The sequence below is a fragment of the Microcoleus sp. Pol1C5 genome, from assembly GCF_036701115.1.
Classification (GTDB): domain Bacteria; phylum Cyanobacteriota; class Cyanobacteriia; order Cyanobacteriales; family Microcoleaceae; genus Microcoleus.
In genome coordinates, this window is record NZ_JAUBQE010000017.1 from 103,239 (window position 1) to 116,560 (window position 13,322).

Here is a 13,322-nt window from a genome sequence, read left to right on the forward strand (position 1 = left end):
GCTCAGCAAACAATTTATTTTAGGAGAGAGCTAATGATTATAACAAGAATAACTCAAAGATATCAACAGCCACTTTTGACTTATACTTGGGTAATATCTTTAGGTTTTTTACTATTCTCACCTGCTGCTACAGGACAGCCAATTACTCCGTCTCCCGATGGCACAGGAACTGCTGTTAATGCCTCCGGCAATCAATTTAACATCAACGGGGGACAGCTCTCAAAAGACGGCACTAATCTCTTTCATAGCTTTCAGCAGTTTGGACTCAAAGACGGTCAAATTGTTAACTTTATTTCCGATCCAAATATTCGCAATATTTTAGGGCGAGTTGTGGGTGGCGATGCTTCTTATATTAACGGTTTAATTCAAGTAATAGGCGGTAGTTCTAACTTATTTTTGATGAATCCGGCGGGGATTGTTTTTGGTTCCAACGCTCAACTAAACGTGCCTGGTTCATTCTTGGCAACGACAGCAACCGGAATCGGATTTGGCAACAATTGGTTTCAGGCAGTTGGCGTTAATGAATACGCTATGCTGATAGGAACGCCAAGCACTTTAAATTTTGGTACAGCTCAGCCAGGGGCGATCGCAAATTTCGGTCAACTGCGCGTACCTAACGGGCAAACCCTAGCTTTAATAGGCGGAACAGTTTTCAGTCCCGGTACTTTGTCAGCACCTTCCGGGCAAATTGCGATCGCATCGGTGCCAGGAGAAAACTTAGTCCGCATTTCTCAAGCAGGACATCTCCTGAGTTTAGAAATTTCCCCCTCTTCTAATCTAGATTCGGCTTCTGTGCCGTTGAGTCCCCTCACCCTGTCCCAACTGCTGACAGGGGGTAGCAGCAACGCTACAGGCGTTACAGTTAACAGCGACGGAAGCGTACAGCTAACGAATTCAGACTTGCGGGTAGAAGCGGGCGATGTGGCAATTGCCGACACTCAGGCAACAGGTGCCAACCAAAATTTAGCAGTGTCTGCTCAAACGGCTACTGTGTCAGCGGCCCGTAACCTGACCCTAGCAAACAGGCAACTACAAACGACCGGTGACTTGAAATTGCAAGCGGGGGAAATTGTCCGTATCCGCGACAGCGCGGCTAACTCTTTTGTTACTAATGCGGGTGGAAACCTAACCGTGCAGGGCGATCGCGAAATAAACATCCAGGCTCGCAATCACTCCCAAAGCTTACTGAGCGCTGGCGGCCGCATCACACTTACCAGTAACGGTACTGTATCAGGTGATGCCCTCTTTAGAGCTGGCAGCGATTTCTCAATTGCCACACTGCAAGGTAGCCCCGGCAACTTGGCAAGTTCAGGCGGTTCTACGATCGTCTCAGGCGGCAACGTCTCTTTTGGTAATTACGCAGGCGCTTCTCTGGAAGTGCAAGCCAAAGGCGCGATCGCATCCGGCGATCTCGCTATCAGTTCCGCATCTAGCGATCGACCGCAGTTGGTTTTAACGGCTGGCAACGTACCCACTCCCCTCACTGAAAACAGCACTCTAGCGCCCGCGAGTTCTTCACCTGCCAGCATTCAAGTTGGCAATATCGCGATCGCAGGTTCAGTTTTTTTAGGCGCTGCAAACAGCATTCAAGCAGCATCCATTACTTCAAATGGCGGAGATCTCGCGCTGGTAGCGTCCGGGGACATCACAGCGGAAAACCTGAATACTTCAACTTTAACGGGCAATGCCGGCAATATTACCCTCTACAGCACGGGAGGAAGCATCAATACGAACGCCAGCACCTTGAACGCTTCCTCGATAGCCGGTAACGGTGGGTCAATTTTCCTATATGGGACAAACGCGATCGCCACCGGTGGAATTACAACCTCTAGCTTCATTGGAAACGGAGGCGGCGTCACCCTTTATTCAGAAGGCAACATCAGTTCGGGCAACATCAACACTAGCGGAATCAAGGCAGGTGAGATCAGCTTCCTTAGCAATCCACCAAATCCTTCGGTGGAGGTGGCTCCCGCGCTGCCACCAGAACCACCAGCGGTCATACCTTCCCCGGTGCCAGCACCATCACCTGTCCCGCTGCCACCAGAACCACCACCGCTCATACCTCCCCCAGTGCCAGCAATACAACCATCGCAGCCACCAGAACCACCACCGCTCATACCTTCCCCGGTGGCACCAGAACCACGAGTGTTCATACCTTCCCCGGTGGCACCAGAACCACGAGTATTCATACCTTCCCCGGTGCCACCAAAATCACCAGCACCATCTGGCATTCAGTTCCCTGAACTCGCACCTCTAAACAATGGCTTAGTAAGCCTGACACCGAGTGCCATTGAGTGCTCAACTCAGGAACAATTATTGGGGCAGGAGGCAGGAGTGCCCCTCCAAACTGCGCCGAAAGACTACAGCAAAGCGATCGCCTGCTACCAGCAGAATTTAGAGCTGGCGAGACTCTCCCGCGATGACGCTAGGGAAGGCTATGCGCTCAACAATCTAGGCACAACTTACTACGCAATCGGAGATTATGAAAAAGCAATTTCTTACCAGCAGCAGCGGTTAGCACAAGCGGAATCCAGGGCCGATTTATTGGGAAAGGGACAAGCTTTTATTGGTTTGGGAGCTGCTTACGGCGCGATTGGCAATTATAAAAAAGCGATCGAATACTACGAGCAAAGTTTGGAAGTAGCGCACTCCCTAAAATCGGCTGATTTAGAAGCGAGTATCCTAAGAAATTTGGGATTAGTTTATTACGCTAAAAAAGAGTATACAAGGGCAGTAGAATATCAAGAGCAAAGTTTAGCGATCGCTAAACAGCAGCGCGATCGCCGAGGCGAAGCTCTTGCTTTGAGCAATTTGGGGTTAGTACACTATTCCCTAACCGATTATGCCAAAGCAATTGATGAGCAGAAACAAAGTTTAGCGATCGCCTTAGAACTGCGCGATCGTTTCGTTCAAGGTCGCGCTTTAGAAAATTTAGGAATTGCTTACTATGCTGTCAAAAGTTATCCTCAAGCGATTGAGTCTTACCAACAAAGTTTAGCCATTGCCAGAGAACTGAGCGATCGCCACGCCGAAGGCCGCGCACTCAGCAATTTAGGTGACGCTTTCTACAAAGCAAAGCAACCAGCAGAAGCTATCAAAGCTTTATTTTCAGCTATTGAAATTTGGGAATCTCTGCGGTCAAATTTAAAAAATAACGACCTCAATTTAATTTCAATTTTTGAAACCCAAGAAACAAGTTATAGTATGTTACAAGAAGTGCTTGCTAATCAAAATCAGCATAAGGAAGCGCTAGAAATAGCAGAGCGTGGACGGGCGCAAGCTTTTGTTAGATTATTGACCAACCGTTTTTCTGCCCAGTCAGCACAGGCTACCTTAAAGTCATCAGAAACTCAAATAAAACCGATCGACACTCCGGAAATACAGCAAATTGCTAAAGAACGCAATTCCACTTTAGTTTCTTACTCGCTTATCAAAGAAGTTGTAGAAGCTGATGGTCAAAGAAAGCTGCAAGATTCAGAACTTTATATCTGGGTAACGCAGCCGACCGGAAAAATTGAATTTCGTCGCATCAGTTTGAAACGTTTGGCTGAAGAAAAAAATTCATTAAAAGCCTTGATTACTCAAGGTCGTTGCTTCATTCCCAGTTGCCTGCGAAACAAGCAGCGATCCCAACCAGCTACAAATCCCACCCCAACCATTCCTCTTGTCGAGCAACGATTTTTAGATCCGTCATTGCAAGAGCTTTATCAACTACTGATCGAACCAATTGCTGACCTTCTACCTCAAGATCCAGCGTCGCGAATTACCTTTATTCCTCATGAATCTTTGTTCTTAGTTCCCTTTGCCGCGCTGCAAGATACTTCGGGAAACTACTTGATAGAAAAACATACTATTTTAACAGCACCTTCAATTCAAGTGCTGTCTTTAACAAAGAAACAGCAACAGCTTGCTTCAGGAAAAGGTGCGCTAGTGGTTGGGAATCCTACCATGCCAAGTGTTGCCTTTACGACGAACCAACCTCCTCAACAACTGTCATCACTCCCACACGCTGAAGCCGAAGCGATCGCGATCGCTCAGCTTTTGAATGCTGAACCGCTTACAGGCGACAAAGCGACAAAAGTAGCAGTTTTACAGCAAATAGAGCGATCGCGCATCGTGCATTTAGCAACTCACGGCATTTTGGATGACCTAGAGGAATTGGGGGTACCTGGAGTCATCGCACTTGCCCCAAGCAAGGGTGACAGTGGCTTACTGACTGCTAGCGAAATTTTCAATTTGAGGTTGAATGCCGAACTCGTCGTTTTGAGTGCTTGCAATACGGGTCGCGGTCGTATTACAGGTGACGGCATCATTGGTTTATCGCGCTCGTTTATTGCAGCAGGCGTTCCGAGTGTTGTAGTTTCTCTGTGGTCAGTATCTGACGAATCAACAGCCGAGTTGATGGCGGAATTTTATCGACAGATGCAGCTAACGCCTGATATTGCCCAAGCGCTGCGGAAGGCCATGCTGGTGACATTGGTCAAACATCCTAATCCTGTAGATTGGGCCGGTTTTACCCTCATTGGCCAAGCAGAGAAACGTTAACCCGGAAAAGCTGATTTCCTGTCTTCAAGAGACCTAATACCTGCTCTTGGGTACTTAGTGTGCCCAATTATCATTTGTCTGGTGTCTTACACCCCACGTCCGGCCCTTTGATATCAATTCCGGTTAGATCGGAATGATTAAACCACAGAGCACGCAGAGGATACAGAGGAAGGGAAGAGAGATGGATAATTCCGATGAAGGGCAGATTTGATATAACTCTCACACTCAAAGGGCGAAAGGTGGGTTGTAATTGTTGCACCGCTGCATTGGTTTCAATGTTGTGACTTCCATCACTTGTAACACGGACTTGGTTCACCGAATATTTTCAGTATTATCACGGAAAAAAACCAGCACTATCACTTGCTCTTAGAAGAAACCACGAGATGATTAAGGTGTCGAGTTCAAAACAATCCCATGTCTCCAGTTAATCTTCTCCCCGGCGCTATCAACGAATTAATTGCCACTGTCACCGATACTCACCGCGTTACCAAAGCTGACCGCTACGGCATGATGGCCGCCATCCTTGATGAGTCCATCAGTGAAGAAGAACGTGGCTCACTCGATCGTCTGATTCGCTCCCTGGTCAAAGGTCGGATTCAAGTCAGTGACGAACTCTCCATCATCTCGTAAGCAGAAAGCTCGTTGAGAACTCGACACTCTACAACAGCTTTCGATTGGGAAAGTTTAGACCAGTCACTGATATTGCGATCGCCCTCTACAAGGATAGCTTTTTGTATAATGCACTTTTGACATACACGATTAGCGTTCGCAACTTCATAAACATTATGACGGATACCATCCAGCATCTCATTGAGCCACACATTCAAGATTTGGGTGGATTCCAAGCCCGTCGCTTGCTTCCCTCAGACGTTCTAGCACTGGTAGGCCCGTTCATCTTTTTTGACCATCTGGGCCCTGCGGTGTTTCCACCCGGCCGGGGCGTGGATGTCAGACCGCATCCGCACATCAACTTAGCAACCGTCACCTACCTGTTTGAAGGTGTTTTGCTGCATCGCGATAGTGTGGGCAGCGTTCAAGAAATCCGTCCCGGTGCGGTGAATTGGATGACAGCAGGGCGAGGCATTGTCCACTCCGAACGCACGCCTGACGACGAGCGCAGCAAAGAAGCCATCCTGCATGGCATTCAAACCTGGATAGCACTTCCCGATGAATACGAAGAAACCGACCCCTGGTTTCGGCATCATCCGGCTTCTGAGTTGCCTGTTTGGGAGGATGCAGGAGTTTCGTTCACCCTAATTGCCGGTGATGCCTATGGTCGTACTTCCCCAGTTCAAATATTTTCACCCATGATTTATCTAGACGTGCAACTACCTCCTGGCAAGCAATTTGCCTTACCGGGCAATTACAGCGAACAGGCGGTTTACAGCGTAACAGATGGGCTTGCGATCGATGGAGTGCCTCTGGAACAACATCGGTTGGCAGTTCTAAATTCAGGCACTGAAGTAAACATTTCTGCTTCAGGCAAGGCTCGCTGTATTGTGATTGGCGGTGAACCTGTTGGTGAGCGGCATAAGTGGTGGAATTTTGTTTCGAGTCGGCACTCGCGCATTGAGCAAGCTAAACTCGATTGGAGAGAGGGACGGTTTGCTCAAGTTCCTCAAGAGACAGAGTTTATTCCGCTGCCAGAAGAGCCACCTTCTCAAGCAGAGCAACCGTTGTGAATAACCGCAGCGATTTAAATTAAAAAACTGTTTGTTGATTCAGAATCTGTCTTTTTTACTCTAAGCTGACGCGCATCTAAATTTGACAATCAAATTCGAGCAAATTCTTGTGGGGTGGCCGTCCCGCCCGCCCAAAAATACAATTTAGATGCGTAACAGCTTAATCTTCACGGATATTATTCCAAAATATGAGGTTGGGCGTTGCTGAATAGAGGTATGAATTCAAGATTTCGCAATTGCTATGGGCACGCTTGAGGGTGAGTTTTGTAAGAGCAAGCGAAAAGTTTATTCATACCGTGAATCAGCAACGCCAGACTATATATCGGCGCGGTAGCTCTTAAACCAAATATCCGTTCGATTGAACCAAATATTGATCCTAATTCAGTTAGTCCCAGAGGGTTTTGTCTACCCAATCGTTTGAGAATTATTTCTCATTTTTCCGTATGCCCTAGGGTACGATAGTTTAAATTCCCAGAATTTACTTTTCTGGTTTGAGCTTACGTTAATTAGCTAAGCTATGTTTTTCGTGGTGTTCGCCATCCACTAGCTATTATTATTTCCCGATTTATCGTTTGAGCTTGGTATCTCATGTGGATGGGCGGTTATCCTAGCTGTGGCATACTAATATTATATATCCCAATGGGATAAGGTGCCATGGAAACTGAGAGAATAAATGTTAGAACAACCAAACAATTGAAAGAGAAGATCACCAAAATTGCTGACGAAAAGGGAGTTCCTGTTTCTGAGCTGATAGACGACGATATTAAGGGATTTCCATCATCAAGCGGGATATTAATTAAAGCCGTCCTAGAAGGAGGGGGCTTTTACCCAAATTTCCGGTAACTATCGGCCTATATTCCGCTTCATTTGATCGAGTTCTTCGTCTGCTTCCCAGCGTTGAAACTTTTCTTCTAAAGGATCGGCCGCATTAAAACTGTTATAATTTGAACTCTGATTCCAACCCTTTGTATCCCAATTCTGCTCTGTTTTAGTGGTGGTAGTTCGAGTTGCAGCTTCTGCGGCTTTTGCTCGGACTTCTTTTCGCCGTACTTGAATTTGGCGGTACAGTTCTTTGGCTTTTTCAATCCGTTCTTTGCAGCCTTGCATTTGACCCCACCGCTGATTTCCCTGACGCAACAAAGCGGCTTGCCGCTCTTGGGCGGCTTGAGCTAAATCGAGCCTTTGAGCAGCTTTAGCTTTGTTGATGCGATCGTTCCAGCGCTGAATTTCTTGAGCGGCAGAGAGAATTTCGGCTTGCAGTTTTTTCTCTTGTTTTTGGATATCGAGAATCAGTCGCAGAGTGTCTTCTTCTTGTTCCTTCAGTTGTTCTTCTATTGCCTGCAATTCCAGATGGGGATTGCTACGCAAAAATTCTTCTAATCTGGTTTCTAGAAAGCGACTGAAATCATCAAATAAGCCCATTTTTTATAATTCCTCAGTCATCATTTATGAGTCATTAGTCATTGGTCATTAGTTATTAGTCATTGGTTCTTAGTCACTGGAGATCGATTATCGATCCTTAGTTGTTAGTTATAGCAGGAGAAAGTTCAGTAACGAATTGGGGAAGCGATTTAACTGATAGAAGCAAGAAGCAATAAGAGCAATGGTTTGAACAATTAAGAACGTCTTGGCGGTTCCTATATTATAACTGTTTTCACTGCTCGTGATATACAGCCCGATCGCTGCCCATTACTGATTACCGATGACCTAACTCATAACTAATGACTGATGACTAATGACTGATAACTGATAACGGATTAGAACTTTTGGCCGACAAAAACCGATCGCACATCTCCTCCCTTGCGGATAACGGCTTCTTGATTTTTGATTTCTGCCAGCGTCCAACCGCTAGCGCCAATGCTTTCGCCGACATAAATTCTGCGGGCTACGCCGTCTACTTCAAACAAAGCGGCCGATCGATCGCCCAACTCCAAAATCCCTACCAGCGTGTGGGCGGAAGTCGGGGCGCTGCTGACGGCCGGTGCCGATTGCTCGGGCGCGGGCGCGGATTGCTGGGCTGGGGGCGCTGGTGCCGGTTCGGTTTCGCGAGCCAAAATCTTTGGCTGGGGAGAGTCCGAGGGGGAAGGGGAAGCGGCGAGGGGATCTCGACTGCCTGCAGCGGCGATCGCACGACCGGAGGCTGGAGCAGCAGGTGAGGGGGAAACTGCGCTGGTTTGAGGAGCCGCCGGAGCCGCAGCTACCGGAGCCGCCGGAGCCACAGTCACCTGAGCGGGGGGAGGGATGACTACGACTTGGGGTGCTGGTGCTCCCGGCTGCGACGCAGCTTGTTCGAGGGCATTAGCAATGCGGTTGACTGCTGTCGAAAGACCTGCGGTTGCCGGCGGCGCGCCGGAAATTGGAATGCTCGGCAGGGTCCCTGGGGTGGGGGCTCCGGGAACTCCTGCAAGTTGGGCGTTAGCTTGGGGTGCTTTTTTTTGTTCGATCGCTTCTAGGGAGCGCTGCACGTATTCGACAAACGGGGTGTCTGGTGCTGTTTTGCCACTTGCTGCGGGTGTCTCTGGTGCGGGGGCGGCGGGCAAGCGCACCAGTCCCGACCTGCTTGCGAGCCATAACCCCATGACTAGCAGCAGCGACCCAAATGCTGCTCCCAGCAGCATTCTGTCGAATGATTGTTTGGACTGCTGTTTTTTGGCTGTTTCTAGGGCGACTTGGCGGGCGATCGCTTCTACGTCTTTTTCGCCCCCCTGCGGCTGGGGGGGTGCCAACTGCGACAAAACTATTTGAGGTACAGAGATCGACTTGAGCGCCACGAATTCAGGCTGCACTGGTTCCGATGGCAGTCCGTCGCTGCCGTCGAATGCTCGATCGACTCCTTCAAACAGTTCGTCCATCAACTGATCGGCGTAGGACTCTACTGCCACTGCTTCGGCTGGCACTGTTTCCACCGTCGCCCTCACGGCGATCGGATCTGACGCTGATTCCAAAGACATCTGTTTGGCGATTACTTTTTGAGGCATAGTTTTCTGTTTGCTCCCGCTCCTCGACAACCCTGAGATTCTCAACTTCAGACTTCTACAGGATACTTGTGATGTTGACCAATTCTTGGCTCAGAACAGGTCAATTGTATCTCACTCATCACCATATTTTTAGTCCTCGGCCAACTTACTTTGCCCGATCGACTTTTTTTTACCTGTTTTGGACCTTTTAGTCCCTGTTTGCTGCTGCCAGTCTTATTTGGTTACGCTGGCTTTTACTGCATATTCTACTGCTTGTGTCAACCCCACCCTCCGGGTCTTCACAGTTTTTGACATACAGCTTTACTTGAGGATCGCAAAAAAAGCGGGTTTTTTAGTGCTGTTTCCGATCGCCTTGCAGCTTTAACAAGGATTTCAGACTTTTACTCGTCTTAAGTTTGTTGGTCAGTTTGCTTGACAGTAATAACAAGCAACCGATTTTATAACTTTAATACTACCATAGCTTCATCACACTTAGGTAATAAATTGTCAAAGGTTGCCAAATTGTCGGCTAAATAAGCACTATTCCTAAGATTTTTTTTACAATACTATTTTTGGTACAAAAAGCAAAAATTTTTGAAATTTGTCAATATATATTTGTTTCAGCATGAGATTTTTTAACTCATAATTCCTCTAGCTCCTGTCATTGTGAGCAGGAGCTAAAGACAAGACTCGGACAACTCAAATTAACCCACGCGTTCCGCCAATTCCAACCAGCGCTCAGTCGCCCGATCGATCTCCTGCGTCAACTGAGCCAAACGATCCGATAACTTCTTCACCTCGGCAAACCCGGTGGGAGCATTGTTGTACAAAATCTTCTCAATCTCTTCTTTTTCAGCTTCCATCTGCGGAATTTTACTTTCTAATTGTTCGTATTCCCGCTTTTCATTGAAGGAAACTTTGGTAGATTTTTGAGTGGAAGTGGGGGATTTTGAATTGTTAGATTCAGCGGGGCGTGTAAGTTTTTCTTTTTCTTTTTGCCCTTGGATTTCCTTAGCTTCTTCGGCTTTCTTGTAGTCTAAATACACCGAATAATTGCCGGGATACAAACGCAAATTGCCGCCAGGTTCCAAGGCGAAAACCATGTCGATCGTGCGATCGAGAAAATAGCGATCGTGGGACACCACAATCACGCAGCCGTTAAAATCTTCGAGATAATCCTCCAAAACCGCCAAAGTCTGCACGTCTAAGTCGTTTGTCGGTTCGTCCAAAATCAGCACGTTGGGCGCGCTCATCAGCACTTTCAACAGAAATAACCGGCGCTTTTCCCCGCCCGAAAGTTTGTTAATCGGTGCATACTGTTGGTTGGGTGGAAACAGAAACTTTTCCAACATTTGAGAAGCGGTAATGATTTCCCCGTCCGCTGTTTGCACCAATTCCGCCACACTTTTCAAGTATTCAATAACTCGCTGGTCTTCGTTGGGCGTCAAATCCTCTGAATGCTGGTCAAAATAACCGATATGAATGGTTGTCCCAATTTCGACTGTACCCGAATCCGGCTGAATGCGTCCGGTGATGATATCCATCAGCGTAGATTTTCCCGCACCGTTGCTACCAATAATTCCTATCCGGTCTTCGGGTGTGAAATTGTAGGTAAAATCTTTAATTAAAGTGCGATCGCCGTAAGCTTTACAGATATTCAGCAACTCAATCACCTTCTTACCAATCCGGCGGCCGGCTGTGGCAATTTCGACTTTCCCGTTGGCTGTTTTGAACTCCTGGGCTCGCATATCTTTAATGCGATCGATCCGAGCTTTTTGCTTGGTACTCCGCGCTTTGGGCCCGCGTTTGAGCCATTCCAATTCGCGCCGCAATACACCCGCGTGTTTGCGAACACTGCTGGCGGCGGATTCTTCAGCTAGGGCTTTTTTCTCCAAGTAATAAGCGTAATTGCCAGCATAATTGTAAAGGTCGCCGCGATCGATCTCCAGGATGCGATTGGTAACGCGATCGAGAAAATAGCGATCGTGCGTAATCAGCAGCAAAGCACCGCGATAGCCGTTCAAATAGTTCTGCAACCACTCCACAGACAGCGCATCCAAGTGGTTTGTCGGTTCATCCATCAGCAACACATCGGGCTCGGACAACAAGGCTGTTGCTAAGGCAATTCGCTTGCGGTAGCCGCCGGACAAATCGGCAATTTTCGCATCAAAATCCTGAATCCCCAACTTGGTCAAAATCAATTTCGCCTTGGTTTCCAAATCCCACGCATCCACTTCTTCCATGCGTTCGGATACCGCAGATAGCCGTGCCATCAACTTGTCGGTATCGCCTTTGCCGTGGGACAGTTGATCGGAAATTTCCTCGTATTCGCGCACTAAAGCCATTTGTTCGCCGCTGTCGGCAAATACTTGCTCTAAAACCGTGTGATTTTCGTCTAAATCCGGCTGTTGGGGGAGATAGACAATTTTAGAGCCTGGATTGACCCAGCGATCGCCAGAGTCGATCGACTCCAAGCCTGCAATCATTTTCAGCAGCGTTGATTTGCCCGAACCGTTAGTGCCAATGAGTCCGACTTTATCGCCTTCATCGAGGCTGAAACTGGCATCTGTCAAGAGTTCCTTGATGCCGAAGTCTTTTTTGATCGATCGCAGAGTAAAAATAGTCATCTCTATAGAAAGTCATTTACCTGACTTAGTTTAACGCAAGTTCGATCGAGTCCGGCTGCATCACTTACGCACGTCGAGGTCATAAACTAGGTTTATTCGCAGACATCTAGCGATCGAGATTTTTCCGAGAAACCAGGTTGATGAGGCTAAGTCCTGCTATACTTTGATTATAGCTACAGTTACTTAAGCAAAGTTATATAGACGCAGGTTCTTATGTCTCAAGCAATTAGGCAAGACATTATCAGTATCGCCGAAGAGCAAATTGACGAAAGAAGGCAAGAAATTGACTACGACACCAGAGAAGTCACGATCGAATTCATAGTCAATAAATACCTGGAAAAAGAGGACGATGAGTTCAGTGAGATTTATATCCCTGAATATCAAAGAGAATTGGTATGGGATATTAATCGTCAATGTCGATTCATTGAATCCATTATTCTTGGTCTGCCTATTGCTGTCATTATTGTCGCAGAAATAAAAGAAACTGGAAGACTAGAAATTGTTGATGGCTCTCAGAGGGTGAGGACTGTTGCAGCTTTCCTTACAAATCAGTTGCAATTGAGTAATCTCAAAACATTGGATTCTCTCAACGGTTCCTATTTTAAGGATCTCGCACCCTCACGCCAAAGAAAGTTTAAAAACACTCCGATCAGAATGATAGTTCTCTCAGACAAAACTGATGAGAAAGTAAGGAATGATGTGTTCTGTCGCATGAACTTGTGAGAATATATTGATTTTTTTCCAGAGAACTTTTTTAAGTTGATTTAAGAGATATTATGATAAGGACAAGCTTTTAAGTCACAGCTTATGAAAGAGTTTATCAGAGACTTTAACAGGCGAGTGGCAGAAATTCAGAAATATTTTGAATTAGTAGATAAAATTGAACAAATTGGTACATTGTCTGCTAAATCTATAGTCTTCCCATCAGGTGAATATATTGTTGATAGCCAGATTCAAAAAATCTTGAAGTCTCATTGTTATCTGCTATTATACAATCTTGTCGAATCTTCTCTTAGAAATGGTATAACTGCAATTCATGATATTATTTTAATCGAGCAATTAACTTATAAAGATTTAAGTCCAAAAATCAAGAGATTGTGGTTGCTGAACGATTTAAGTAAAAGCTTCAGAGATTCATATGTCAAAAAGGATACTGTCGCAGACAATCTTCAGGAATTAATTACATCGGTTTTAGATGATGAGATAGTTTCGTTAGATCCATCTAATATTCCCATATCGGGAAATTTGGATGCTAAAACTATCAAAGAACTCATCGATATGTACGGTTTCTTTGGAAATTTAGGAGTTGCGAGTAAAAAAATCGATGAGATTCTGAATTTTGTGGTTAAGATACGATGCGATTTGGCACATGGAAATGTTTCGTTTTGTGATGCTTCGAGTCAAATACTTTGGAGCAAGTTAGTTGATGACAAAGATACAGCACTTTGCGTGACTAAGAGGTACAGTAACAGCAGTGAGCAAAATAATTTTTGATTTGCTTAGTTGAACAT

The 13,322-nt window shown here is 46.4% G+C and carries 8 protein-coding genes; 5 read left to right on the forward strand and 3 right to left on the reverse strand.

Annotation, left to right across the window (positions count from 1 at the left end):
- Window positions 1-33 precede the first annotated feature (33 nt).
- The 3 genes from QUA23_RS11950 to QUA23_RS11960 all read left to right on the forward strand — a co-directional run bounded on the left by QUA23_RS11950 (window position 34) and on the right by QUA23_RS11960 (window position 6,227).
- Window positions 34-4,545 (forward strand): CHAT domain-containing protein, encoded by a 4,512-nt coding sequence (locus QUA23_RS11950; protein ID WP_333076210.1) that lies wholly within the window; start codon window positions 34-36, stop codon window positions 4,543-4,545.
- Between the two features lie 414 nt (window positions 4,546-4,959).
- Window positions 4,960-5,175 (forward strand): hypothetical protein, encoded by a 216-nt coding sequence (locus QUA23_RS11955; RefSeq protein ID WP_333076209.1) that lies wholly within the window; start codon window positions 4,960-4,962, stop codon window positions 5,173-5,175.
- Between the two features lie 44 nt (window positions 5,176-5,219).
- Entirely contained in the window at window positions 5,220-6,227 is a 1,008-nt protein-coding gene (locus QUA23_RS11960) for a pirin family protein (RefSeq protein WP_333076208.1), read from the forward strand.
- A gap of 843 nt (window positions 6,228-7,070) precedes the next feature.
- Here the strand turns inward: QUA23_RS11960 and QUA23_RS11965 are convergent.
- From QUA23_RS11965 to QUA23_RS11975, 3 genes are all read right to left on the reverse strand, one after another.
- Window positions 7,071-7,649, reverse strand: a complete 579-nt coding sequence (locus tag QUA23_RS11965) for a TIGR04376 family protein (RefSeq protein WP_333076207.1) — start codon at window positions 7,647-7,649, stop codon at window positions 7,071-7,073.
- Between the two features lie 335 nt (window positions 7,650-7,984).
- Window positions 7,985-9,205 (reverse strand): hypothetical protein, encoded by a 1,221-nt coding sequence (locus QUA23_RS11970; protein WP_333076206.1) that lies wholly within the window; start codon window positions 9,203-9,205, stop codon window positions 7,985-7,987.
- Between the two features lie 683 nt (window positions 9,206-9,888).
- On the reverse strand, window positions 9,889-11,811 hold the full coding sequence (locus QUA23_RS11975) for an ABC-F family ATP-binding cassette domain-containing protein (RefSeq protein ID WP_333076205.1): 1,923 nt from the start codon (window positions 11,809-11,811) through the stop codon (window positions 9,889-9,891).
- 213 nt (window positions 11,812-12,024) lie between these two features.
- On the opposite strand from QUA23_RS11975, the gene QUA23_RS11980 reads away from it, so the two are divergent.
- Window positions 12,025-12,534, forward strand: coding sequence for a DUF262 domain-containing protein (locus QUA23_RS11980; RefSeq protein ID WP_333076204.1), 510 nt, complete (start codon window positions 12,025-12,027; stop codon window positions 12,532-12,534).
- An 84-nt stretch (window positions 12,535-12,618) separates the two neighbouring features.
- Window positions 12,619-13,305 (forward strand): MAE_28990/MAE_18760 family HEPN-like nuclease, encoded by a 687-nt coding sequence (locus tag QUA23_RS11985; protein WP_333076203.1) that lies wholly within the window; start codon window positions 12,619-12,621, stop codon window positions 13,303-13,305.
- The last annotated feature ends 17 nt before the right edge of the window (window positions 13,306-13,322 follow it).